Raw genomic sequence first — 24,661 nt, forward strand, 5'->3', positions numbered from 1 at the left:
GAAAGCGGACCGACATTCAACATCATTGTCGAATGTCAGGCCCTCTTCGCGAGCAAGCCCGCTCCCACATTGGATTTGTGGTGCAGATGCAATCTGCTCTCACACTGGACTCCGGGTGTCTGCTCACTAGACTGAGCGTTGACGCTGTATCGCCCGGATTTGCCCCACCGCGGGGCTGCTTAGGGATATCGACCATGCAATGGATGTTCATGCTGATTGGGCTGCTGCTGGGCTGGCTACTCGACGAGTCGTTCAGCGATGCGCTGTTGGGCGCTTTGCTCGGGCTGGGTATTGGCCAGGCCATCCGCATCGGCCGCTTGAGTACTCAAAGCGCCGAGCAGCGACGCTTGCTCGATCAGGCGCAGGTTGCGCTGCATGCGGTCGAGCAGCGACTGGCATTGCTGGAAGTGTCGGGCGTCAAAAGACCTGAAGCCAGTGAACCTGCGGCTAGCGAGCCGGTTCCATCCCCTGAAATCATTCTCGAGCAAGCCCCTGTCGCATCCCCGGAGCTGATCTGGGAGCTGCCGCCTGAACTCGAACCCATCACAGCGGCCGCGGCCGAAGCCAGTCGTCCGCAGACAGATGCCTGGAAACCCGAACCGGTTGCCCGCGAACCACAACAACCGGCGGCGCCTCGCGGCCCGAACTTCATCGAGCGCGCCATCAGCGGCGCGCGCAACTGGTTGTTCGGCGGTAATACCGTGTTGCGAGTTGGCGTGGTGCTGTTGTTCCTCGGCCTGGCCTTCCTGTTGCGCTATGCCACCGAAGGCATGGTGGTGCCGGTCGAGTTGCGTTACACCGGTGTCGCGGCGGCGGCCTTGGGCTTGCTCGCGCTGGGCTGGTTGCTGCGTCTGCGCAACAGCAATTACGCGTTGATGCTGCAAGGTACCGGGATCGCGGTGTTGTACCTGACCGTATTTGCCGCGATGCGTTTGCATCCGTTGCTCGACCCCACGGCTGCACTGGGGCTGTTGGTGGTGGTGACGGTGTTCTCGGCAATTCTCGCCATTACCCAAAACGCCTTGGGCTTGGCCGCCGCAGCTGCCCTGGGTGGTTTCGCCGCGCCGATCCTGACCTCCACCGGCGCCGGCAACCATGTCGCGCTGTTCAGCTACTTCGCCTTGCTCAATGCCGGCATCCTCGCCATCGCGTGGTTCAAGGCCTGGCGGCTGCTTAACCTGATCGGTTTTGTCGGCACCTTCGGCATCGGGTTGGCCTGGGGTCTGCGTTCCTATACACCGCAATTGCTGTGGAGTACCGAGCCGTTCCTGATTCTGTTTTTCCTGATGTACCTGGCCATCGGCTTGTTGTTCGCCCGGCGCAAACTGCTGGAAATGAGCGATGCGCCCGAGGACGACAGCCGCGAGGCGCTGCTGCACTGGTCGGCGCGCAAGGGCGATTACGTCGACGGCACGATGCTGTTCGCCCCTCCGCTGGTGGGTTTCGGTTTGCAGTTCGCGCTGGTGGAGCATCTGGAATTTGCCGCCGCCTTCAGCGCCTTGGCACTGGGCATGATTTACATGGGGCTGGCCCGATTGCTGATGGGCGGTCGAGCATTGTTGTTGGCGGAAACCTGTCTGGCGTTGGGGGTGATTTTCGCCAGCCTGGCGATTCCCTTGGGGCTCGACGCGCGTTGGACCGCAGCTGCCTGGGCGGTGGAAGGCGCGGGGATTTTCTGGCTCGGTCTGCGTCAACAACGACCGCTGGCGCGAGCCTTTGCCTTGCTGCTGCAGCTGGGCTCGGCACTGGCCTTTCTCAGTGAGCTGCGGACTGGTGAGAGCAGCCTGCTCGATGGCGCCCCGCTGGGAGCGTTGATGCTCGGCGTGGCGCTGCTGTTCAGCTTCTACCAGTTGCGCAAAGCGTTGCCCGAACAGGCCTCGCAGTGGGAGCACCAAGCACTGCCGGTACTGGCCTGTCTGGGGCTGACGTTCCTCTATCTGCTGGCGCCGCTGTTTTTCTTCACCCACGGCACGGCGATCAGTTGGGCGCTGGCCGGGTTGGCGACGCTGTTCGTCGGCCTGCGCCTGCAATCGAGAACCTTCCTGTTCACCGCGTTCGCCGTGCAACTGCTTGGCGGTGCGTTGTTCCTGTTGCGGCTGCAAGGGGCGGGCGGCGAGTCTGCCGCGGTGTTCAACGCCGGTTGGAGCGGTTTGCTCAGCGCGTCCCTGATCGGGTTGGCGTTGATCGCCGGGATGTTGCTGGCGGCCCGCGACGAAATGGTGCGCAGCGACGTGCGTTTGCTGCGCGGTTTGTCAGTGGTGTTGCTGGCCGGCCTGGTGCTGATCAACCTTGCCGTGTTGTTTGTGTTGCCATGGCAAACCGCGAGCGCGGTGTGGGCCGCCAGTGGTTTGTTCATCATCTGGCTGAGCCTGTACCTGAAGCAGCGGGTGAGTTTTGTCTTTGGTCTGCTGTTGCAGGTGATCGGTGGCGCGGCGTTCCTGTTCGCCGGGCCGGACCTGCTCGGGCCGCTGCTCAGCGAAGGGTTGCGACCGTTGGCGCATAGCGGTTTCTGGACGCCGCTGATGCTGGGGCTGGCCGCCTTCGTCGGGGCCTGGCGTTTGCAGCTCGGCAATCATGCCTCGGCCTTCGATGGGTTGAGCCTGCAGCGCTTGTCCGAAGTATTGCTGGTGTGGGGCGCGGGTTGGTGGGCGCTGGCGTGGGTCAGTGAAGTGCTGCGCTTTGCGCCGTTGAATCTGCAAGCCACCTTGTTGCTGGCCGTCGCCGCCGTGAGTGTCGCGCTGTGGACGGTATTGGCGCTGCGCCTGAAGTGGTCGTCGCTGGGCTTGCTCTGCACGTTGCTGATTCCCGCTGCCGGTATGGTGCTGCTCGCGGCCTGGCATTCGCGTTATCACCCGGCCGCCAACTTCGGCTGGCTGGTTTGGATCGCGGTGTTTGTCGTGCATTTCATCTCGCTGCGGCGTCTGGCGCCGACGCTGCCCGCAACAGCCCTGAGCACCGCCCATGTGCTCGGCTGCTGGCTGTTGATCGGCGTGTTGGCCCTGGAGCTGCGTTACGGTCTGCTGCTGTTGTCGGAACAGTACAACGCCTGGCGCTGGTTGGGCTGGGCGATTCTGCCGAGCCTGTATCTGGTGCTGATGGCTGCACCGCGTGCATGGCCATGGCCGGTGTCGGCTTATCCCCGCGAGTACCGGGTCTATGCCGCTGCGCCGTTGGCACTGTTGATGCTCGGCTGGTTTTGGTTGGCGAACATCGCCAGTGACGGCACCGCCGAGCCGTTGCCATATGTGCCACTGATCAACCCGCTGGAGCTGGGCCTGCTGTTTGCCCTGTTCGGCGTTTACATCTGGTCTCGCAGCGCCGTGGCGCAACTGGCAATTCGCAAGGAGTACGCCGATAACGCCACGCAAGTGATCGCCGGGGTTTCGCTGTTCGTCTTCTTCACCGCGCTGGTGATGCGCGCGGCTCACCATTGGGGGGGCGTGCCGTACGCGCTGGATCTGCTGCTTGGGTCGATGTTGGTGCAGGCCGGCCTGTCCATCGTCTGGACCCTGATGGCCCTGAGTCTGATGATCGGTGGGCATCTGCGTCATCGCCGCGAAGTCTGGCTGATCGGCGCGGCGCTGATCGCGTTGGTGGTCGCCAAGCTGTTCTTCGTTGAATTGAGTAACCGCGGCGGGCTCGCGCGGATCGTGTCGTTTATCGGCGTTGGCGTGTTGCTGTTGGTGGTGGGCTATTTCGCTCCATTGCCACCCAAGCGTGCCGAAGCTGTGCCGGATGTTGAAAAACCGGCCCCTGAAACCGAAGGAGTGTCGTCTTGAGTCAGAAACTGAACCTGGGCTGGTGGGGGGCTGTGGTGTTGGGTGTGACGCTGTCGGCCGGCGCGCAGGAAAAACCGGCGGACTTTGCCGCGCAGGTGCCGTTGTCGGTGAGTGGCGAAGGCCCGTGGTATCGCCTGGAATTGCCCTTGGGCGTGCAACTGAAAGCGCGGCAAACCGATCTCAGCGATCTACGCGTGTTCAACGCCGCCGGTGAGCCTCAGGCTTATGCGCTGGCCCGAGAACCCGCGCAGACCCGCGAAAACCGCACACTTCACGACGTGAAGTGGTTCCCGTTGTACAACTCGGCGGAAGCCACCGAACGCGCGCCGAGTGTGCGCGTGCAATCGAACACCAACGGCACGTTGATCGAGGTGCAGCCGTCCAGCCAGTTGGAGGCGGGCGAAGAAGAGCTGCGCGGCTGGTTACTCGATGCCAGTCGAATCAAGGCGCCGTTACAGCAATTGATCCTCGATTGGACCAGCGATCGCGACGGCTTCCAGCGTTTCAGCATCGAAGCCAGCGACGATTTGCAGCATTGGCAGTCGTGGGGCGAAGGGCAAGTGGCGCGTCTGACGTTTGCCGACGAACGGGTCGAGCAGCATGAAGTCGGCCTGCCGGGGCAATCGGCGCGCTATCTGCGTTTGCTGTGGAGCTCACCGCAATCGGCGCCAGCGCTGACTTCGGCGCAACTGGAAAGCACCAACCCTCGCACCTTGCCGCTGCCGTTGGTCTGGTCACAACCGTTGGCTGGCACCAGCGTGAAGGCCGGTGAGTACATCTGGCAATTGCCGATGGGGTTGAATGTCCAGCGCTTGCAGATCGAGCTGAATCAGCCCAACAGCCTGGCGCCGGTGACGTTGTCGGGTCGCCGGGAAACCAGCCTGCCGTGGCAAACGCTGACCAGCGGTTTGCTCTACCGCTTGACCCAGAATGGCCAGGACGTGGTGCAGAACGAATTGCAGCTGCCGGGCCAGACCGTGCAGCAATTGAAGCTGACGGTGGATGAGCGCGGCGGTGGCCTGGGCGCCGAAGCGCCGACCGTGCGGTTTGCCGTGCGCTCCACGCAACTGGTGTTCCTGGCACGCGGTGCCGGGCCTTATACGCTGGCGTTGGGGAGTGCGACGGTGAAGGCGGCGAGCTTGCCGTTGTCGACGCTGATTCCCGATTACAGCGCGGCGAAGCTGGCGGCGTTGGGCAAGGCGACCGTGGAAGGTGGGGTCGTGGTGACTCCGGCGGCGACCGTGCCTGCGGTGGCGGACACGAACTGGAAGAAATTCGGGTTGTGGGCGGTGCTGTTGCTCAGTGTGCTGTTTTTGGGGGCCATGGCGTTCAGCTTGCTGCGCAAGCCTGCTGCCAAGTCCTGAGGATGGCTGGCGCTATGCGCCATTCGCGAGCAAGCCCGCTCCCACACTGGATCTCGGTCGCACACAAATGTTGTGCACGCTGAAGATCTACTGTGGGAGCGGGCTTGCTCGCGAAAGCGGTCTATCAGCCACAAAAAAACCTCAATCTGCCACTGATCCGCAGACCACATCGGCCCCATTTCGAACTACGCTCAACCCCGCACATGAACTCTATTGGGTGTATCACGTCTGATAGGAGGAAATGCGCCCCGACTCGCGTTAAACTGCGCGGGTTTTTAGCCCCCCCCATTCCACCGGAGCCGTCCATGTCCCGCGTTACCTTGAGTCGCTATTTGATTGAGCAGACCCGTAGCAACAACACTCCTGCCGATCTGCGCTTCCTGATCGAAGTGGTGGCGCGTGCCTGCAAGGAAATCAACCACGCCGTCTCCAAAGGCGCCCTGGGTGGTGTTCTGGGCAGCATGGGCACTGAAAACGTCCAGGGCGAAGTGCAGAAGAAACTCGACGTGATCTCCAACGAAATCCTGCTCGAAGCCAACGAGTGGGGCGGTCACCTGGCCGGCATGGCGTCCGAAGAAATGGACAACGCCTACCAGATCCCGGGCAAATACCCGAAAGGCGCGTACCTGCTGGTATTTGACCCACTGGACGGTTCGTCGAACATCGACATCAACGCGCCGGTCGGCACCATCTTCTCGGTACTGCGTTGCCCGAACGAATACCTGAGCCAGAACGAGCCCTTGAATGAAAAGGCTTTCCTGCAGCCAGGTACCCAGCAAGTGGCCGCCGGTTATGCCATCTATGGTCCACAGACCATGTTGATCCTGACCCTGGGCGACGGTGTGAAAGGCTTCACCCTGGACCGCGAAATGGGCAGCTTCGTGCTGACCCATGAAGACATCAAGATCCCGGAGTCCACTCAGGAGTTCGCGATCAACGCGTCCAACCAGCGGCACTGGGAAGCTCCGGTACAACGCTACGTCAGCGAATTGCTGGCTGGCGAAGAAGGCCCGTTGAAAAAGAACTACAACATGCGCTGGGTCGCGGCGATGGTCGCAGACGTGCACCGCATCCTGACCCGCGGCGGTCTGTTCATGTACCCACGCGACAGCCGCGAGCCGTCGAAGCCGGGCAAACTGCGCCTGATGTACGAAGCCAACCCAATGTCGTTCCTGGTGGAACAAGCGGGTGGCGCATCCACTGACGGCCACCAGCGTATCCTCGACATCCAGCCGGAAGGCCTGCACCAGCGTGTTGCGGTGTTCCTCGGTTCGAAAGAAGAAGTTGCCCGCGTCACGGCTTACCACAAGGAATAAACCATGACCGCGCCCTGGCAGCCGTTACTCGAATGGTGGTTTGGATCTTTCGAATCACCCAACGAAATAGCGGCTGACAAGGGCAAGTTATGGTTCGGCAAGCGCGACAGCCAGGACCTCGAGGCGCGGACGCGTTTCGGGGACCTGGTCGAGCAGGCACTGGCCGGCGGTTTGACCGAATGGGTGCAACACCCTGAAGGTTGGCTGGCCTTGGTGCTGCTACTCGATCAACTTCCGCGAATGATCTTTCGCGATACCCCCAAATCCTTTTCAGGCGATCTCAGGGCTCAGGCACTGGTAGCGCAAGGCATTGCTGCGGATTTCGATCGGCAACTGCGGCCGATCCAGCGGGTGTTTATCTATCTGGTGTTTGAGCACTGCGAAAATCTGGCGGTGCAGAACGAAGCGGTTTCGCGGTTTCTTGATCTGGTTGAACAGCAACCGGAGGCGGATCGGGCGGTGTTTGCCGACAACCTGGATTATGCCGAGCGGCATCAGAAGATTATTGCGCGATTTGGACGGTTTCCCCATCGCAATGCGGTGCTGGGGCGTGAGTCTACGGCGGAGGAAGTTGAGTTTCTTTCAGGGCCTGGATCCCGCTTCTAGCTTTGATCGTTCCCACGCTCCGCGTGGGAATGCAGCCCGGGACGCTCCGCGTCCCTTCCAGAGCCGAACGCGGAGCGTCCGTTGAGGCATTCCCAAGCAGAGCGTGGGAACGATCAGTGACTGGCAGTTAAATCCTGAAACTACCCACCAACTGCTTCAACCGCGCCGCCTGCTGCTCAAGGTCAGCGCACGCACGCAAAGTCGACTGCAAGTTCTCTACACCTTCCTGGTTCAACGTGTTGATCTCGGTGATGTCGACGTTGATCGACTCCACCACAGCGGTTTGTTCCTCAGTCGCGGTGGCCACGGACTGGTTCATCCCGTCGATCTCACCGATGCGCTGCGTCACGCTGCCCAGGCGCTCACCGGCCTGGTTGGCGATGCCGACGCTGCTTTCGCTCTGGCGCTGGCTGTCGGTCATGGTGCTGACCGCTTCCCGGGCGCCGACTTGCAGTTCTTCGATCATCTTCTGCACTTGCTGCGCCGAATCCTGAGTGCGGTGGGCGAGGTTGCGCACCTCATCGGCAACCACGGCAAAACCACGGCCGGCTTCACCGGCACGGGCCGCTTCGATGGCCGCGTTGAGCGCTAGCAGGTTGGTTTGCTGCGAGATGCTGGTGATTACTTCCAGAATCTGGCCGATGTTCACTGTGTTGCTGTTCAGGGTTTCGATGTTGCCGCAGGAATCGCTGATTTTTGCCGATAGCTGCTGCATGGCGGCGATGGTTTTATCCACCACTTGCTGACCGTCTTCGGCCAAGGCGCGGGCGTCGCTCGAATGTTGCGAGGCGAGGGCGGCGTTCTGGGCGATTTCCTGGGCGGCGGCGCCCAATTCGTTGATTGCTGCCGCCACGCTGCTGGTGCGTGAGGCCTGCTGATCGGAGTTGAACATTGACGAGTTGGATGCCGCGACGACCCGCAAGGCGACTTCGTTGACCTGGCCGGTGGCCGAGGACACTTCGCGGATCGAGGTATGAATGCGTTCCACAAAACGGTTGAACGAAGTGCCCAGCGCACCGAATTCATCCTGGCCGTGAATGGTCAGGCGTTTGGTCAGGTCGCCTTCGCCCTCGGCGATGTCATGCATGGCGCGGCCCATGGTCAGCAGCGGTTGCATCAGCACGCGGATCAACATGCTCAGCAGCGCGATGATGATCACCACGGCAATGATCATGGCGATGATCGCCGAGGTACGGAATTCGCTGAGCATCGAGAACGCGGTGTCTTTATCCAGCACCAGCGCCACGTACCAGTCTGCAGACGGCACGCCGTTGACGTGAGTGAAGGAGATGAACCGGGTTTTTCCGTCCAGTTCGACTTCCTTCAGGCCCGGGCTGATTTTCGGCGCCTCGTTGGGGTACGCGTCAGCCAGGTTCTTGAGCACCAGTTTGCTGTCCGGGTGGATCAGGATCTTGCCGTCGGCGCTGACGATAAACGCATGGCCATGACCGCCGAAGTTCAGCGAGTTGATGATCGCGCTGACGCTGGACAGATCAATGTCTGCACCGGCGACGCCAATCATTTGATTCTGGTGCTTCACCGGCGTGGCAACGGTAATCACCAGTTTGCCCGACGATGCCGCAATGTAGGGTTCGGTGACGATGGTCTGTTGTGCGTTGTTGGCCGCCTTGTACCAGCCACGAGAGCGCGGGTCATAGTCCGCGGCGCGATTGCCGGCCGGGACCGAGAACATCACGCCATCGGTGCCGCCGAAGTAGCTCAGCTGGAAGTTGCTGGTATAGGCCGGCAGATCGATGGCGCGCTTGAGATTGGCCAGGGCGCTGCCGTCCACGGCGATTTGCTGGGACAGCGATTGCAGCAATTGAATGCGGCTTTCCAGCCAGGTCTGAATGTTGCTGGTGGTCAGGCTGCCGAGTTCCTGCATCGAGGACTCGGTACTGCTGCGCAGAGTCTGCCGCTGGCGGTAATCGTTGAACAGGATGAAACAGACGAATGCAACGGCCACCACAAGGGCGGCGGCCAACAGGATTTTGTGGCTGAATTTCATGTTTCTGGTCATTAAATGAGCTACCGCGAAGGGCTGGTCAACAGGGGTGTCAATTTGCCACAGTGGAAGGCTTTACACTGCTTCTATGTCGACTGGCCGGCGCCAAAGATTAGGCGGCCTGCGGGAAAACCGACGAAATACTCAACGGCGCGAAAAAGTGGCTGATTTATCGTAAAAGGCAGACGGATGGCCGAACAAATAGCCGCAGGGTCAGGGAACCAGACAAGGGTTTTCTCTTCTAAGCTTCAGCTTGGCAGCCATGCCATTCCCTACGCCCCAGGAGTTACACCATGTCGCTGCGATCTATCGCCTTGCTCTCGTTCTGCGTGTTGTTGGCAGCGTGCGGCAAGATCAATCAAGAAAATTATTCGAAGCTGTCGACCGGCATGCCCAAGGCCGAGGTTGAAACCTTGCTGGGCAAACCTGCCGATTGCTCCGGCGCACTCGGCATGTCCAGTTGCACCTGGGGTGACAAAAACAGCTTTATCAGCGTGCAGTATGCCGGTGACAAAGTGCTGATGTTTTCTGGCCAAGGCCTGAAGTAAACCGGGGCTATTCGCCCACGGGAGAAAAAAATAATGAAGCGGTTACTGATCGTACTTTTTGCCGGCCTGGTATTGGCCGGCTGCGCCACTTCTGGCGTAGATCCGTTGGCACCCAAGACCGTCAACACGGTCAACCTCAAGCGCTACCAGGGAACCTGGTACGAACTGGCGCGTCTGCCGGTGTATTTTCAGCGCAACTGCGCACAATCCGAAGCCCATTACAGTCTCAAGCCTGAAGGTGACATGGCGGTGCTGAACCGTTGCCTGACGTCGGACTGGCAATGGGAAGAGGCCAAAGGCACGGCTTATCCACAGGTGCCCGGCAAGGCCGACAAGCTGTGGGTCGAGTTCGATACCTGGTTCTCGCGACTGATCCCGGGTGTGGCGAAGGGAGAGTACTGGGTGTTGTACGTCAGCGATGATTACAAGACCGCGATTGTCGGCGACCCGAGCCGCCGTCACCTCTGGCTGCTGTCGCGCACCCCGACGGTCAATGGTGTCGTGCGCGAAGAACTGCTGAGCAAGGCGCGTCAGCAGGGTTATGACACGACGCGACTGATCTGGCGCGCGTCGGATTCCAAGATGGCCAAGACTTCCAACTGATTACGCATAACTCTGTGGGAGCGAGCCTGCTCGCGATAGCGGACCTTCAGTCAACTTCATTGTTGAATCTGATGGCCCCATCGCGAGCAGGCTCGCTCCCACATTGTTTTTGGTGTTAGCCCAGAAGTTCGCGCAGCACCTGGGTAAACGCCCGATTACTCTCTTCTTCCCCGGCATGCCGCCCATCACGCACAACCCACTGGCCGTTGACCAGCACATCCCGCACCTGACGGTCACCACCGGCAAACAGCCAACGATTGAGAATCCCGTCGCCACTGGCCGTTGCCAGATACGGATCGTTGCCATCGAGCACCAACCAATCCGCACGCTTGCCGACTTCCAGGGCGCCAATCGGTTGCCCCAGCGCCTGGGCACCGCCATCCAGCGCGGCGTCATACAGTGTGCGGCCGACCATCGGCTGATCCGCGCCATACAAACGATTCCGCCGCTGATCGCGCAGACGCTGGCCGTATTCCAGCCAGCGCAATTCTTCCACCACGCTTAACGACACATGGCTGTCGGAGCCGATGCCCATGCGCCCGCCCTGCGCCAGGAAGTCTACTGCCGGAAAAATCCCGTCGCCGAGGTTGGCTTCGGTGGTCAGGCATAGACCCGCGATGGCGCGGCTCTTGGCCATGAGCGTGACTTCTTCCGGGTTGGCGTGGGTCGCGTGGACCAGGCACCAGCGCTGATCGACGTCGGTGTTTTCGTACAGCCATTGCAACGGACGGCGACCGCTCCAGCTCAGGCAGTCATCGACTTCCTTCTGCTGTTCGGCAATGTGAATGTGCACCGGGCACTGCTTGTCGCTGGCCGCCAGCACTTCACTGATCTGCTGCGGGGTGACCGCGCGTAACGAGTGGAAACACAAACCCAATGCCTGCGCCGGCTGTTGCGCCAGGATCGGCTGCAAGCGCGACTGGAGTTTCAGGTAGTTTTCGGTGCTGTTGATAAAGCGGCGCTGACCTTCGTTCGGGGCCTGGCCACCAAAACCGGAGTGGCTGTAGAGCACTGGCAGCAGGGTCAAGCCGATACCGGCGGAGCTGGCGGCCTGGCTGATGCGCAACGCCAGTTCGGCCGGGTCTGCGTACGGTTGGCCGCTCGTATCGTGGTGTACATAATGAAATTCCGCGACCGAGGTGTAACCGGCCTTGAGCATTTCGATGTACAGCTGACGGGCGATGACGCCGAGTTGGTCCGGGCTGATTTTTCCGACGAGCCGGTACATCAAATCGCGCCAGGTCCAGAAACTGTCATTTGGATTGCCCGCCACTTCCGCCAGCCCGGCCATGGCGCGCTGGAAGGCGTGGGAGTGTAAATTCGGCATCCCCGGCAGTAGCGGACCGCTCAGCCGTTCGGCGTCATCTGCGTGAGAATCGGCCTGGATATGGGTCAGCACGCCATCGGCGCTGACCTCAAGACGTACATTGTTGGCCCATCCACTAGGCAGCAGCGCGCGTTCGGCAAAGAAGGCGGACATGGTTCAGCACCCCATCGTGTGTTATTTGTATATACATATACAGACGTTTGCCTGCTCGGTAAACTCCGGCAAGCTAGCAACTCTCATAGATGAACAAGGATTAACCGTGCCGACTCCCTCTGCCACATTGCCGCCGAATGCCAATCTGAGCGCCAATCTGGGCGACAGTCCGGCGCCCTTGTACGCCCGCGTCAAACAGATGATCACCCAGCAGATCGACAGTGGAAACTGGCCGCCGCACTACCGCGTCCCGTCGGAAAGCGAGTTGGTCAATCAGCTGGGTTTCAGCCGCATGACCATCAACCGCGCCCTGCGCGAGATGACCGCCGACGGCTTGCTGGTGCGCATGCAGGGTGTCGGTACGTTCGTCGCCGAGCCGAAAAGTCAGTCTGCTTTGTTTGAAGTGCACAACATCGCCGACGAGATCGCCTCCCGCGGCCATCGCCACACCTGCAAGGTGATCACCCTCGAAGAAGAGGCCGCCGGTTCCGAGCGGGCCGTGGCCCTGGACATGCGCGAAGGCCAGAAAGTTTTCCACTCGCTGATCGTGCATTTCGAAAACGATATTCCGGTGCAAATCGAAGACCGTTTCGTCAACGCGCTGGTGGCGCCGGACTACCTCAAGCAAGACTTCACCCTGCAAACGCCTTACGCCTATCTGAACCAGGTCGCGCCGTTGACCGAAGGCGAGCACGTGGTCGAAGCGATTCTCGCCGAGCCGTCCGAATGCAAGTTGCTGCAGATTGAAAAGGGCGAGCCTTGCCTGCTGATTCGTCGCCGCACCTGGTCTGGTCGTCAGCCCGTGACCGCCGCCCGTTTGATCCACCCCGGTTCCCGTCATCGTCTGGAAGGACGGTTCCATAAATAAAGAGCCCGAAATGAGCCAGTTGAAAGTTTTACACGCGGCCGATTACCCGCGTATGCCGTGGAAAAACGGCGGCGGCAGCACTGAAGAAATCACCCGTGATGGAGGTGCTGGCCTTGAGGGTTTCGGCTGGCGTCTGTCGATTGCCGATATTGGTGAGTCGGGCGGGTTTTCAACCTTTGCCGGCTATGAGCGGGTGATCACCGTGCTGCAAGGCGAGGGCATGAGCCTGCGCGTCGACGGCCAGGACACGCGGCCGTTGTTACCGCTGGACCCGTTTGCTTTCAGTGGCGAGAGTCATGTGTCCTGCACATTGCTCGGCGGACCGATTCGCGACTTCAACCTGATTTATGCGCCGGACCGTTACAGCGCGCGGTTGCAATGGTTGGGGGGTGATCAGCGGTTTTTCAGTTCGGCCGGCACCGTGCTGGTGTTCAGCGTGTCTGAACAGCTTGAAGTGACGGTTGATAACAGCGCCTCTCAGCTAGGGCGCCATGATTGTCTGCAACTGGACGGTAACGTTAGCCTGCTGGATATCTCCATCAAGGGCCAGTGCTGTGTGATCGAGCTGATCGCACGCGGTTAACTGTGGCGAGGGAGCTTGCTCCCGCTCGGCTGCGCAGCAGTCGTCATCCAGCATGCCGGTTTCATCTGACACACCACTTGCTCCGGTTTTTGGGTCTGCTTCGCAGCCCAGCGGGAGCAAGCTCCCTCGCCACAAAGCAGTAGCCCACGCCGTTTCCCATTGCGCACCACTTTGTTACCGAACGCCCCAGTGTGGCGCAAAACCACGCTCAAGTAACAACCGTCACGCCCTTCGCAAAATCCCCCAGAAAAATTTCATCTTCGCCAGAACCCTTGATTCAGGCGCTCTCCAGCCATGTTCAAAACTTTTCTTGAGCACCCATCCAGCAAGTTGGCCGCTTGATTGCATATGCTTGTATGTACAAGTAAAGACGTATGCGTATGAGTCGATCGAGACTCCTCGCAACGTCCACTGATTCGCTTGTGGCGCTTTGGCGCGCACAGGCTGGCTTGCCCACCGCCAGGGTTGGTTTGGATTGATTGATGAGGAGTCTTTTTCGTGACTGACAATAAGCCCACTAAGTACCGTAACGTCGAAATCCGCGCTGCCCGCGGTAACAAGCTGACCGCCAAGAGCTGGCTGACTGAAGCGCCGCTGCGCATGCTGATGAACAACCTCGACCCGGAAGTCGCCGAGAACCCTAAAGAACTGGTGGTTTACGGTGGTATCGGTCGTGCGGCACGTAATTGGGAATGCTACGACAAGATCGTCGAAAGCCTGACCAACCTGAACGACGACGAGACCCTGCTGGTGCAATCCGGCAAGCCGGTCGGCGTGTTCAAGACCCACAGCAACGCCCCACGCGTGCTGATCGCCAACTCCAACCTGGTGCCACACTGGGCGAACTGGGAACACTTCAACGAACTGGACGCCAAAGGCCTGGCCATGTACGGCCAGATGACCGCCGGCAGCTGGATCTACATCGGCAGCCAGGGCATCGTTCAGGGCACCTACGAAACCTTCGTCGAAGCCGGTCGCCAACACTATAACGATGACCTCAAAGGTCGTTGGGTCCTGACCGCAGGCCTCGGCGGCATGGGCGGCGCTCAGCCTCTGGCTGCAACCCTGGCCGGCGCTTGCTCGCTGAACATCGAATGCCAGCAGGTCAGCATCGATTTCCGCCTGAACAGCCGTTATGTCGATGAACAAGCCACCGACCTCGACGACGCGCTGGCCCGCATCGCCAAATACACCAAGGAAGGCAAAGCGATTTCCATCGCCCTGTTGGGTAACGCGGCTGAAATCCTGCCGGAACTGGTCAAGCGCGGCGTGCGCCCAGACATGGTCACCGACCAGACCAGCGCCCACGACCCACTCAACGGTTACCTGCCAGCCGGCTGGACCTGGGAAGAGTACCGCGCTCGCGCCAAAACCGAGCCAGCCGCTGTCGTCAAAGCCGCCAAGCAGTCCATGGCCGTGCACGTTAAAGCGATGCTCGACTTCCAGAAAATGGGTATTCCGACCTTCGACTACGGCAACAACATTCGTCAGATGGCCCAAGAAGAAGGCGTCGAGAACGCATTCGACTTCCCGGGTTTCGTACCGGCTTACATCCGTCCGCTGTTCTGCCGCGGTATCGGTCCGTTCCGTTGGGCTGCACTGTCGGGCGATCCGCAAGACATCTACAAAACCGACGCCAAGGTAAAAGAACTGATCCCGGACGACGCCCACCTGCACAACTGGCTGGACATGGCGCGCGAGCGCATCAGCTTCCAGGGTCTGCCGGCACGTATCTGCTGGGTTGGCCTGGGCCTGCGCGCCAAGCTCGGTCTGGCGTTCAACGAAATGGTTCGCAGCGGTGAGTTGTCGGCGCCGATCGTGATCGGTCGCGACCACTTGGACTCCGGCTCGGTATCCAGCCCGAACCGCGAAACCGAATCGATGCAGGACGGTTCCGACGCCGTGTCCGACTGGCCACTGCTTAACGCTCTGCTCAACACCGCGAGCGGTGCGACCTGGGTTTCCCTGCATCACGGCGGCGGCGTCGGCATGGGCTTCTCCCAGCACTCGGGCATGGTGATTGTCTGCGACGGTACTGACGAAGCGGCCGAACGTATCGCTCGCGTGCTGCATAACGACCCGGCTACCGGTGTCATGCGTCACGCCGATGCGGGCTACCAAATCGCAATCGACTGTGCCAAGGAACAAGGCCTGAACCTGCCGATGATTACCGGTAAATAACGCGGAACCCTGTAGGAGCTGCCGCAGGCTGCGATCTTTTGATCTTGATCTTCGGCGTCAATAACGACGCCAAAAGATCGCAGCCTCGTTTCACTCGACAGCTCCTACCAGTTTCTACGCAGATACAACCAACATCGAATAACAATCCACAGAGGTTGAATCATGGCTGTTAATGACGATCGTGCAGGCAGTAAACCGTTGATCGAGAAACGTTCGATCGACTACATCCCGGAAGCGGAGAGACACGGTCGTCTGTTGAGCCAGTTCACCCTGTGGATGGGGGCCAACCTGCAAATCACCGCAATTGTCACCGGGGCCCTGGCCGTGGTGCTGGGCGGTGATGTGTTCTGGTCGTTGATCGGTCTGTTGATCGGTCAACTGCTCGGCGGTGGCGTAATGGCGCTGCATGCGGCGCAAGGGCCCAAGCTTGGCCTGCCGCAGATGATCTCCAGCCGGGTACAGTTCGGCGTGTATGGCGCGGCGATCCCGATCGTGCTGGTGTGCCTGATGTACTTGGGCTTCACCGCAACGGGCACCGTGCTTTCCGGCCAGGCGCTGGGCCAGTTGTTTGGCGTCAGCGACAGCGTCGGGATCCTTATCTTCGCCAGTGTCATCGTGCTGGTCACGGTGCTCGGTTATCGGGTGATCCATTTCATCGGCCGTGTCGCCAGTGTCATTGGCGTGATTGCCTTCGTTTACCTGTTCAGTCGCCTGATGAGCCAGACTGACGTTGGCGCACTCCTGCAGATCCGCCACTTCAGCTGGACCAGCTTCCTGCTCGCGGTATCGCTCGCGGCATCCTGGCAGATCGCCTTCGGCCCATACGTGGCTGACTATTCACGCTATCTGCCGAGCAGCACGTCTTCGGTGAAAACCTTTTTCGCCGCCGGCGCGGGTTCGGTCATTGGCGCACAGGTGGCGATGATCCTCGGTGTGTTTGCCGCCGCCATGGCCAACGGACAATTCGCCGGCCACGAAGTGGCCTACATCGTTGGTTTGAGCGGCAGCGGTGCCACCGCTGCGCTGCTGTACTTCAGCATCGCGTTCGGCAAAGTCACCATTTCAACGCTGAACTCCTACGGCAGCTTCATGTGCATTGCGACCATCATCAGCGGTTTCCGTGGAGACCTGCGGGTAACGCGCTTGCAGCGTCTGGTCTTCGTGCTGGTCATCGTCGGCACTGCGACCCTGATCGCGTTGCTCGGTCAGCACTCGTTCCTCGGTGCGTTCAAGTCCTTCATCCTGTTTTTGCTGGCTTTTTTCACGCCATGGAGCGCGATCAACCTGGTGGACTACTACTGCATCACTCGCGAGCGCTATGACGTGCCGGCGCTGGGCGATCCGAACGGTCGCTACGGCCGTTGGAACCCCCTCGGTATCAGCGTCTATGTCTTCGGTGTGCTGGTGCAATTGCCGTTCATCGCTACCAAGTTCTATACCGGTCCGCTGGTGGACGCTCTGGGTGGTGTGGATATTTCCTGGATCATCGGTCTGGTGCTTCCCGCGGCTCTGTATTACGTGTGCGCGAAAAAATGGCACAGCGCAGTACCCGATCAACTGATCCTGCCGGTCGAGCAGGACAGCGATGCAGCACCTATAACAAGCGGGGCCAGTCGCGCTGCGGCGCAGGCCTGATTGGACGTGGACAGGGCTGGATGCCTCTTGACTGCCGTAAGCCAACTCATGATTAGGAGCGTCAAACAATGAAATCGAACAAGACCCTGCTGACCACATTGCTTTCCATGGGCCTGTTGGCCAGTGCCGGCGCCACTCAGGCGGCTGGCTGGTGCGAATCGGGCAAACCGGTGAAATTCGCCGGCCTGAACTGGGAAAGCGGCATGCTGCTGACCGACGTGATGCAAATCGTGTTGGAGAAAGGCTACGACTGCAAGACCGACAGCCTGCCGGGCAACTCCATCACCATGGAAAACGCCCTGAGCAGCAACGACATTCAAGTGTTTGCCGAAGAGTGGGTCGGTCGTAGCGAAGTCTGGAACAAGGCCGAGAAGGCCGGCAAGGTTATCGGTGTCGGCGCTCCGGTGGTTGGCGCGATCGAAGGCTGGTACGTGCCGCGTTACGTGATCGAAGGCGATGCCAAGCGCAAGCTGGAGCCAAAAGCCCCGGACCTGAAAGCGATCGCCGATCTGGGCAAATACGCTGCCGTGTTCAAGGATCAGGAAGAGCCATCCAAGGGCCGTTTCTACAACTGCCCGGCCGGCTGGACCTGTGAGCTGGACAACAGCGAGATGCTCAAAAGCTACGGCCTGGAAAGCACCTACACCAACTTCCGCCCAGGCACCGGCCCGGCGCTGGATGCGGCGGTGCTGTCGAGCTACAAGCGTGGCGAACCGATCCTTTTCTACTACTGGTCGCCAACCCCGCTGATGGGCCAGGTCGACCTGGTCAAACTCGAAGAGAAGCCAGGCGTGGACAAGAGCGTGACCATCAAGGTCGGCCTGTCCAAGACCTTCCACGAGCAAGCCCCGGAACTGGTGGCCGTGCTGGAAAAGGTCAACCTGCCGATCGACCTGCTGAATCAGAACCTCGGGCGCATGGCCAAAGAGCGGATCGAATCGCCAAAACTGGCCAAGATCTTCCTGAAGGAACATCCTGAAGTCTGGCACGCGTGGGTGAGCGAAGACGCAGCCAAAAAGATCGACGCGGCCTTGTAGGTCGAGTGTCTCCGACTGTCGGCAACGGCAGTCGGATGCTTGATCGCAACCCCTTGATTGAGAGTCTTTTTATGTTTCCCGAAAGCTTTACCTTTTCCATCGCCGACTGGGTCAACAGTTGGGTCGATACGCTGGTCACCAACTACGGCGATGTGTTCCGCAGCATCTCCGACACCCTGTTGTGGGCCATCGTCAATCTCGAAGGGCTGCTGCGTGCGGCGCCCTGGTGGCTGATGCTGGCGATCGTGGCGGGCGTTGCCTGGCACGCGACCCGCAAAGTCGTGACCACGTCGGTCATCGTCGGTCTGCTGTTCCTGGTGGGTGCGGTCGGCCTCTGGGACAAGCTGATGCAGACCCTGGCGCTGATGATGGTAGCGACGGTCATCTCGGTGCTGATCGGCATTCCGCTGGGTATTCTCTCGGCGCGCAGCAATCGCCTGCGTTCGGTGCTGATGCCGCTGCTGGACATCATGCAGACCATGCCGAGTTTCGTGTACCTGATCCCGGTGCTGATGCTGTTCGGCCTGGGCAAGGTCCCGGCGATTTTCGCCACGGTGATCTACGCCGCGCCGCCGCTGATCCGCCTGACTGATCTGGGTATTCGTCAGGTCGACGGTGAAGTGATGGAAGCGATCAACGCTTTCGGCGCCAATCGCTGGCAGCAACTGTTTGGCGTGCAACTGCCGCTGGCCCTGCCGAGCATCATGGCCGGGATCAACCAGACCACCATGATGGCCCTGTCGATGGTGGTAATCGCCTCGATGATCGGTGCCCGTGGCTTGGGTGAAGATGTGTTGGTGGGGATTCAGACCCTCAACGTCGGACGTGGCCTTGAAGCCGGTCTGGCGATCGTGATTCTGGCAGTGGTCATCGACCGCATTACTCAGGCGTATGGTCGGCCACGGCATGAGGTGAGCAAATGAGCAACGAAGCCATCAGCAAGATTGAAGTCAAAAACGTCTTCAAGATTTTCGGCAACCGTTCCAAGGATGCGCTGGGCATGATTGGCCAGGGCAAGACCAAAGACCAGGTGTTGGCCGAAACCGGCTGCGTGGTCGGCGTGAATGACCTGTCGCTGAGCATTGGCACTGGCGAGATCTTCGTGATCATGGGCCTGTCGGGTTCCGGCAAGTCGACCCTGGTGCGCCACTTCAATCGCCTGATCGACCCTACCAGCGGCGCGATCCTGGTGGACGGCGTGGACATCCTGCAATACGACATGGAAGCCCTGCGCGAATTTCGTCGGCACAAGATCAGCATGGTGTTCCAGAGCTTCGGCCTGCTGCCGCACAAGACCGTGCTGGATAACGTCGCCTATGGCTTGAAAGTGCGTGGCGAGAGCAAGCAGATGTGTGCCGAGCGTGCGTTGCACTGGATCAACACCGTGGGCCTGAAGGGCTACGAAAACAAATACCCGCATCAGCTGTCTGGCGGTATGCGCCAGCGTGTGGGCCTGGCCCGCGCCCTGGCGGCGGACACCGACATCATCTTGATGGACGAAGCCTTCAGCGCCCTCGACCCGCTGATCCGCGCCGAAATGCAGGATCAGTTGCTGGAACTGCAAAAGACCCTGCACAAGACCATCGTCTTCATCACCCACGACCTCGACGAGGCCGTGCGCATCGGCAACCGCATTGCGATTCTCAAGGATGGCCGCCTGATTCAGGTGGGTACGCCGAGAGAGATTCTGCATTCGCCGGCGGATGAGTATGTGGACCGGTTCGTACAGCGGCGGGCGGCGGTGGTTTGAGAGATTTGCGGGTGGTGAAATCTATTGTGGCGAGGGGGCTTGCCCCCGTTGGGCTGCGCAGCAGACCCAAAAAACTGCGACCGCTTCGCGCTCGAACGGGGGCAAGCCCCCTCGCCACAGGGTTTCATTGATCAACAGAATTTTGTATGAGGCTCCAGATGTCCCAGGCTGAAAAAATCGTTATCGCCGACGCCCCGTTGCGCTGGCAGGATGTGGTCGCCGTAGCCCGTCATGGCGCACAGCTTGAGCTGTCACCACAGGTCTGGGCGCGGATCGAAAATGCCCAGGCGATCGTCCAGCGCATCGTCGCCAGCGGCGAGCGTGCCTACGGCGTCAACACCGGCCTGGGCGCCTTGTGCAACGTCTCGCTCAAAGGCGAACAACTCAGCCAACTGTCGCGCAACACCTTGCTCAGTCACGCCTGTGGCGTCGGCGCGCCATTGGCCGACGAACAGACCCGCGCAATCATCTGCGCCGCTATTCGCAACTATAGCCATGGCAAATCCGGCATTCATCGCCGGGTGGTCGAATCTTTGTTGGCACTGCTCAATCGCGGCATCACCCCGCAAGTGCCATCCCAGGGCTCGGTGGGCTACCTGACCCACATGGCCCACATTGGAATCACGCTGCTGGGTGTTGGCAATGTCAGCTATCGCGGGCAGATCGTTACCGCGCAACAGGCCTTGAGTGAGGAAGGTCTGCAACCGGTTCAGCTCGGCGCCAAAGATGGTTTGTGCCTGGTCAACGGCACGCCATGCATGACCGGTCTCAGCTGTCTGGCAATTGCCGATGCGACGCGTCTGGTGCAGTGGGCCGATGTGATCGGTGCCATGAGCTTCGAAGCTCAGCGTGGCCAGATTGCCGCGTTCGATGCCGAGATCATCGCGCTCAAGCCTCACCCGGGCATGCAGCAAGTCGGCATCAACCTGCGGGCGCTGCTCGATGGCAGTGAAGTGATTGCCAGCAGCAAGGGCATTCGCACTCAAGATGCGTTGAGCATCCGTTCGATCCCGCAAGTCCACGGCGCCGCTCGCGATCAACTTGAACACGCGAAAAAGCAGATTGAAACCGAACTCAACTCTGTCACCGACAACCCGATGCTGCTGGGCACGCCGGACAACTTCCGGGTGGTGTCCCAAGCCAACCCGCACGGTCAGTCAGTGGCATTGGCGGCGGATTTGCTGGCGATCGCCATGGCCGAAATCGGCTCCATCGCCGAGCGTCGGCTGGACCGCTTGATCAACCCGCACGTCAGCGGTCTGCCGGCGTTTCTGGTGGCCAATCCCGGGGTGAATTCCGGGATGATGATCGTCCAGTACGTTGCCGCGTCCCTGTGTGCGGAAAATCGTCAACTGGCGCAACCGGCGGTGCTCGACAACTATGTCACCTCGGGCTTGCAGGAAGACCACTTGAGCATGGGCACCAATGCGGCGCTGAAGCTGCATCGCGCGTTGGAAAACTGCACGCAGATCCTCGCCATCGAGTACTTGCTGGCGGCTCAGGCGTTTGAATTTCTCAAGGAACAACGCTTCGGCGCAGGCACCGATGCCGCCTGGCGCCTGTTGCGTGAACGAGTCCCGGCCTACGACCAGGACCGCTGGCTGGCACCGGACATTGCTGCCGCTGCCAGTGTTTTGAAAGACCCGATTTTGTTGCACAAGGCTTTACCGAACCTGAACTGAAATCCACAACACCAGCGTGCCAAGGCGCCAGCCCCTCTCAACAAGTCGGGAAGCGACGGACAACGGACATCTCCGGAGCGTCTGGTTAGTTAATAAAAAACTCTCAAAAGGAGAATGAATGTGACTGCGCTTAATTTGATTCCCGGCCAACTGAGCCTTGCCCAACTGCGTGATGTTTATCAGCAACCGGTCAAAATCACCCTCGACAACAGTGCCTCGGCCCAGATCGAAGCCAGCGTTGCCTGCGTGGAACAGATCCTCGCCGAGAACCGCACCGCTTATGGCATCAACACCGGTTTCGGCCTGCTGGCCTCGACCCGCATCGCCAGCGAAGACCTGGAAAACCTGCAGCGCTCGCTGGTGCTGTCCCACGCCGCCGGTGTCGGCGAGCCGATCAGCGACGCACTGGTTCGCTTGGTCATGGTGCTCAAGGTCAACAGCCTGAGCCGTGGCTTCTCCGGTATTCGTCGCGTCGTGATCGACGCACTGATCGCCCTGATCAATGCCGAGGTTTACCCGCACATTCCATTGAAAGGTTCAGTCGGTGCCTCCGGCGACTTGGCGCCATTGGCGCACATGTCGCTGGTGCTGCTGGGTGAAGGCAAGGCGCGCTACAAAGGCGAATGGATGGAAGCCACCGAAGCGCTGAAAGTCGCCGGTCTGACACCGCTGACCCTGGCCGCGAAAGAAGGTCTGGCGCTGCTCAACGGTACTCAGGTGTCCACCGCTTATGCATTGCGCGGTCTGTTCGAAGGCGAAGACCTGTTCGCCGGCGCCCTGGCCATTGGTGGTATGACGGTTGAAGCGGTATTGGGCTCGCGCTCGCCATTCGACGCCCGCATTCATGCCGCTCGCGGCCAGAAAGGCCAGATCGATGCCGCTGCCGCTTATCGCGATCTGCTGGGCGAGCGCAGCGAAGTGTCCGACTCGCACCAGAACTGCGAAAAGGTCCAGGACCCGTACTCCCTGCGCTGCCAGCCGCAAGTCATGGGCGCCTGCCTGACCCAGTTCCGCCAGGCTGCCGAAGTGTTAGCCATCGAAGCCAACGCCGTTTCCGACAACCCGTTGGTGTTCGCCGCTGAAGGCGATGTGATCTCCGGTGGTAACTTCCACGCCGAACCGGTGGCCATGGCCGCCGACAACATGGCCCTGGCCATCGCCGAAATCGGCTCCCTGAGCGAGCGCCGCATCTCGCTGATGATGGACAAGCACATGTCGCAACTGCCGCCATTCCTGGTGGCCAATGGTGGCGTGAACTCCGGCTTCATGATCGCCCAGGTGACCGCGGCGGCATTGGCCAGCGAGAACAAGGCACTGTCTCATCCGCACTCGGTCGACAGTCTGCCGACTTCCGCCAACCAGGAAGACCATGTGTCGATGGCCCCGGCTGCCGGCAAGCGTCTGTGGGAAATGGCGGAAAACACGCGTGGTGTTCTGGCAGTGGAGTGGCTGGCGGCGGCTCAGGGCCTCGACCTGCGTGAAGGTCTGAAGACCTCGACGAAACTGGAAAAGGCTCGTGCCATTCTGCGTGCCGAAGTGCCGTTCTATGAGAAGGATCGATTCTTTGCGCCGGACATCAATGCTGCTAGCGAGCTTCTGGCGACTCGTTGCTTGAACGAGCTGGTTTCGGCGAAGTTGTTGCCTAGTCTGTAACGACTCCTTCTCTGATGATCGTTCCCACGCTCGGCGTGGGAATGCCTCTTGGGACGCTCCGCGTCCAGTGACGCAGAGCGTCACGGGGCTGCATTCCCACGCAGAGCGTGGGAACGATCATGTCGCCAACAAAAATAATTAAGGACGAGAAATGCAACAGCCAGCAAAGGGTTTGAAACGCGGGCTCTCTGCCCGACATATTCGCTTCATGGCGCTGGGGTCGGCTATCGGCACCGGGCTGTTCTACGGTTCTGCCTCGGCCATTCAAATGGCCGGTCCTGCGGTCCTGCTCGCTTACCTAATCGGTGGCGCGGCGGTGTTCATGGTCATGCGCGCCCTCGGCGAGATGGCGGTGCACAACCCGGTGGCCGGCTCATTCGGCCAGTACGCCAGCACCTATCTAGGGCCGATGGCGGGCTTCATCCTCGGTTGGACCTACGCATTTGAAATGGTCATCGTCGGTATGGCCGACGTCACCGCGTTCGGTATCTATATGGGCTTCTGGTTTCCGGAAGTCGATCGCTGGATCTGGGTCCTGGGCATCGTTTCGGTGGTCGGCGGCTTGAACCTGTGTAACGTCAAAGTCTTTGGCGAAATGGAGTTCTGGCTGTCGCTGCTCAAGGTCGCGGCCATCGTCGCGATGATCCTCGGTGGCTTCGGCATCATGCTGTTCGGCATCAGCACGGCCCCCGGTGCCCAGGCGACCGACATCAGCAATCTCTGGAGCCATGGGGGCTTCATGCCCAACGGCGTGGGTGGCCTGATCGCTTCGTTCGCCGTGGTGATGTTTGCGTTTGGCGGCATTGAAATCATCGGCGTAACGGCCGGTGAGGCCAAAGACCCACAGCGCGTGCTGCCCCGGGCGATCAATGCCGTACCGTTGCGTATTTTGTTGTTCTACGTGCTGACGATGCTGGTGCTGATGTCGATCTTTCCGTGGCAGCAGATCGGCAGCCAAGGCAGCCCGTTCGTGCAGATTTTCGACAACCTGGGTATCAGCTCGGCGGCGACCATCCTCAATATCGTGGTGATCTCGGCGGCGGTGTCGGCCATCAACAGTGACATCTTCGGCGCGGGTCGCATGATGTATGGCCTGGCTCAGCAAGGGCACGCCCCCAAAGGCTTTGCCCGCTTGTCGCGCAATGGTGTGCCGTGGCTGACAGTGGTGGTGATGAGCAGCGCGCTGCTGCTGGGCGTGGTGCTGAACTACCTGATTCCGGAAAACGTCTTTCTGTTAATTGCCTCCGTTGCGACCTTTGCCACGGTGTGGGTCTGGCTGATGATTCTGTTCACCCAGGTGGCGATGCGTCGCTCCATGAGCGCCGAGCAGGTCGCACAACTGAAGTTCCCGGTGCCGTTCTGGCCCTACGCGCCAATGGCGGCGATTGCCTTCATGCTGTTCATTTTCGGCGTGCTGGGCTACTTCCCGGACACCCAGGCAGCGCTGATCGTCGGCGTGGTCTGGATCGTGTTGCTGGTGCTGGCCTACCTGACGTGGGTGAAACCGGCGGCAGGCCAGGCCGCATTGGTGGCGCGGGACCCTGATTTTTCTCATCGATAACCTAACGGAG

Annotated in this window: 18 protein-coding genes and 1 pseudogene; 16 read left to right on the forward strand and 3 right to left on the reverse strand. The window is 60.4% G+C overall.

Translation table 11 applies throughout. The annotated features are described in order from the left end of the window. Positions 1-194: 194 nt before the first annotated feature. The 4 genes from ACZ9IM_RS01055 to ACZ9IM_RS01070 all read left to right on the forward strand — a co-directional run bounded on the left by ACZ9IM_RS01055 (position 195) and on the right by ACZ9IM_RS01070 (position 7,065). Positions 195-3,779, forward strand: a complete 3,585-nt coding sequence (locus ACZ9IM_RS01055) for a DUF2339 domain-containing protein (RefSeq protein ID WP_476223201.1) — start codon at positions 195-197, stop codon at positions 3,777-3,779. Next, positions 3,776-5,143, forward strand: coding sequence for a DUF3999 domain-containing protein (locus tag ACZ9IM_RS01060; RefSeq protein WP_401173022.1), 1,368 nt, complete (start codon positions 3,776-3,778; stop codon positions 5,141-5,143). The genes ACZ9IM_RS01055 and ACZ9IM_RS01060 overlap by 4 nt, the downstream gene beginning before the upstream one ends. Positions 5,144-5,448: 305 nt before the next feature. Next, positions 5,449-6,459, forward strand: a complete 1,011-nt coding sequence (locus ACZ9IM_RS01065; protein WP_063341843.1) for a class 1 fructose-bisphosphatase — start codon at positions 5,449-5,451, stop codon at positions 6,457-6,459. A 3-nt stretch (positions 6,460-6,462) separates the two neighbouring features. Continuing rightward, a complete protein-coding gene (locus tag ACZ9IM_RS01070) occupies positions 6,463-7,065 on the forward strand; it encodes a DUF924 family protein (protein WP_063341842.1) in 603 nt (200 codons plus the stop codon). Positions 7,066-7,192: 127 nt separating this feature from the next. Here the strand turns inward: ACZ9IM_RS01070 and ACZ9IM_RS01075 are convergent, their stop codons facing one another. Continuing rightward, on the reverse strand, positions 7,193-7,957 hold the full coding sequence (locus ACZ9IM_RS01075) for a methyl-accepting chemotaxis protein (RefSeq protein WP_370694726.1): 765 nt from the start codon (positions 7,955-7,957) through the stop codon (positions 7,193-7,195). Positions 7,958-8,050: 93 nt separating this feature from the next. Continuing rightward, a pseudogene (locus ACZ9IM_RS01080) lies at positions 8,051-9,085 on the reverse strand (HAMP domain-containing protein); the annotation flags it as partial. Positions 9,086-9,363: 278 nt separating this feature from the next. Here ACZ9IM_RS01080 and ACZ9IM_RS01085 point away from each other — a divergent pair. Together ACZ9IM_RS01085 and ACZ9IM_RS01090 are read left to right on the forward strand one after the other, a co-directional pair. Then, on the forward strand, positions 9,364-9,618 hold the full coding sequence (locus ACZ9IM_RS01085) for a hypothetical protein (protein WP_008068804.1): 255 nt from the start codon (positions 9,364-9,366) through the stop codon (positions 9,616-9,618). Between the two features lie 33 nt (positions 9,619-9,651). Continuing rightward, complete coding sequence (locus ACZ9IM_RS01090) at positions 9,652-10,221, forward strand: lipocalin family protein (protein ID WP_008068806.1); 570 nt, start codon at positions 9,652-9,654, stop codon at positions 10,219-10,221. 115 nt (positions 10,222-10,336) lie between these two features. Here the strand turns inward: ACZ9IM_RS01090 and ACZ9IM_RS01095 are convergent, their stop codons facing one another. After that, complete coding sequence (locus ACZ9IM_RS01095; RefSeq protein WP_427625394.1) at positions 10,337-11,701, reverse strand: formimidoylglutamate deiminase; 1,365 nt, start codon at positions 11,699-11,701, stop codon at positions 10,337-10,339. A gap of 199 nt (positions 11,702-11,900) precedes the next feature. On the opposite strand from ACZ9IM_RS01095, the gene hutC reads away from it, so the two are divergent. The 10 genes from hutC to ACZ9IM_RS01145 all read left to right on the forward strand — a co-directional run bounded on the left by hutC (position 11,901) and on the right by ACZ9IM_RS01145 (position 24,651). After that, positions 11,901-12,569 carry a histidine utilization repressor gene (gene hutC / locus ACZ9IM_RS01100; RefSeq protein WP_231669701.1) on the forward strand — a complete coding sequence of 223 codons (669 nt, stop codon included), beginning with the start codon at positions 11,901-11,903 and terminating at the stop codon, positions 12,567-12,569. Positions 12,570-12,579: 10 nt separating this feature from the next. Further along, positions 12,580-13,152, forward strand: coding sequence for a HutD/Ves family protein (locus ACZ9IM_RS01105; protein WP_476223202.1), 573 nt, complete (start codon positions 12,580-12,582; stop codon positions 13,150-13,152). A gap of 498 nt (positions 13,153-13,650) precedes the next feature. Continuing rightward, entirely contained in the window at positions 13,651-15,333 is a 1,683-nt protein-coding gene (gene hutU / locus ACZ9IM_RS01110) for a urocanate hydratase (protein WP_008068815.1), read from the forward strand. A gap of 162 nt (positions 15,334-15,495) precedes the next feature. Beyond that, positions 15,496-16,968 (forward strand): purine-cytosine permease family protein, encoded by a 1,473-nt coding sequence (locus tag ACZ9IM_RS01115; RefSeq protein ID WP_476223203.1) that lies wholly within the window; start codon positions 15,496-15,498, stop codon positions 16,966-16,968. A gap of 68 nt (positions 16,969-17,036) precedes the next feature. Then, positions 17,037-18,005: an ABC transporter substrate-binding protein gene (locus tag ACZ9IM_RS01120; RefSeq protein WP_123500000.1), complete on the forward strand. Its 969-nt coding sequence runs from the start codon at positions 17,037-17,039 to the stop codon at positions 18,003-18,005. A gap of 71 nt (positions 18,006-18,076) precedes the next feature. Then, complete coding sequence (locus tag ACZ9IM_RS01125) at positions 18,077-18,928, forward strand: ABC transporter permease (protein ID WP_007907826.1); 852 nt, start codon at positions 18,077-18,079, stop codon at positions 18,926-18,928. Further along, positions 18,925-19,755 (forward strand): quaternary amine ABC transporter ATP-binding protein, encoded by an 831-nt coding sequence (locus ACZ9IM_RS01130; protein WP_008005095.1) that lies wholly within the window; start codon positions 18,925-18,927, stop codon positions 19,753-19,755. Before ACZ9IM_RS01125 ends, ACZ9IM_RS01130 begins: the two co-directional genes overlap by 4 nt. A 158-nt stretch (positions 19,756-19,913) precedes the next feature. After that, the gene (gene hutH, locus ACZ9IM_RS01135) at positions 19,914-21,437 is read left to right on the forward strand and encodes a histidine ammonia-lyase (protein WP_476223204.1); all 1,524 of its coding nucleotides are present in this window, start codon (positions 19,914-19,916) and stop codon (positions 21,435-21,437) included. Positions 21,438-21,551: 114 nt separating this feature from the next. Continuing rightward, on the forward strand, positions 21,552-23,090 hold the full coding sequence (hutH, locus tag ACZ9IM_RS01140; RefSeq protein WP_085985196.1) for a histidine ammonia-lyase: 1,539 nt from the start codon (positions 21,552-21,554) through the stop codon (positions 23,088-23,090). 151 nt (positions 23,091-23,241) lie between these two features. Continuing rightward, positions 23,242-24,651 (forward strand): amino acid permease, encoded by a 1,410-nt coding sequence (locus ACZ9IM_RS01145; protein ID WP_476223205.1) that lies wholly within the window; start codon positions 23,242-23,244, stop codon positions 24,649-24,651. Positions 24,652-24,661 lie beyond the last annotated feature (10 nt).

It is taken from the genome of Pseudomonas sp. TE12508, from assembly GCF_056279485.1.

Coding starts and splice junctions, on each gene's coding strand:
- ACZ9IM_RS01085 (WP_008068804.1), top strand. CDS start 9,364: ATGTCGCTGCGATCTATCGCCTTGCTCTCGTTCTGCGTGTTGTTGGCA.
- ACZ9IM_RS01095 (WP_427625394.1), bottom strand. CDS start 11,701: ATGTCCGCCTTCTTTGCCGAACGCGCGCTGCTGCCTAGTGGATGGGCC.
- ACZ9IM_RS01130 (WP_008005095.1), top strand. CDS start 18,925: ATGAGCAACGAAGCCATCAGCAAGATTGAAGTCAAAAACGTCTTCAAG.
- ACZ9IM_RS01145 (WP_476223205.1), top strand. CDS start 23,242: ATGCAACAGCCAGCAAAGGGTTTGAAACGCGGGCTCTCTGCCCGACAT.
- ACZ9IM_RS01065 (WP_063341843.1), top strand. CDS start 5,449: ATGTCCCGCGTTACCTTGAGTCGCTATTTGATTGAGCAGACCCGTAGC.
- ACZ9IM_RS01125 (WP_007907826.1), top strand. CDS start 18,077: ATGTTTCCCGAAAGCTTTACCTTTTCCATCGCCGACTGGGTCAACAGT.
- ACZ9IM_RS01090 (WP_008068806.1), top strand. CDS start 9,652: ATGAAGCGGTTACTGATCGTACTTTTTGCCGGCCTGGTATTGGCCGGC.
- ACZ9IM_RS01115 (WP_476223203.1), top strand. CDS start 15,496: ATGGCTGTTAATGACGATCGTGCAGGCAGTAAACCGTTGATCGAGAAA.
- ACZ9IM_RS01070 (WP_063341842.1), top strand. CDS start 6,463: ATGACCGCGCCCTGGCAGCCGTTACTCGAATGGTGGTTTGGATCTTTC.
- hutH (WP_476223204.1), top strand. CDS start 19,914: ATGTCCCAGGCTGAAAAAATCGTTATCGCCGACGCCCCGTTGCGCTGG.
- ACZ9IM_RS01055 (WP_476223201.1), top strand. CDS start 195: ATGCAATGGATGTTCATGCTGATTGGGCTGCTGCTGGGCTGGCTACTC.
- hutC (WP_231669701.1), top strand. CDS start 11,901: ATGATCACCCAGCAGATCGACAGTGGAAACTGGCCGCCGCACTACCGC.
- ACZ9IM_RS01075 (WP_370694726.1), bottom strand. CDS start 7,957: ATGTTCAACTCCGATCAGCAGGCCTCACGCACCAGCAGCGTGGCGGCA.
- hutH (WP_085985196.1), top strand. CDS start 21,552: ATGAATGTGACTGCGCTTAATTTGATTCCCGGCCAACTGAGCCTTGCC.
- ACZ9IM_RS01105 (WP_476223202.1), top strand. CDS start 12,580: ATGAGCCAGTTGAAAGTTTTACACGCGGCCGATTACCCGCGTATGCCG.
- ACZ9IM_RS01120 (WP_123500000.1), top strand. CDS start 17,037: ATGAAATCGAACAAGACCCTGCTGACCACATTGCTTTCCATGGGCCTG.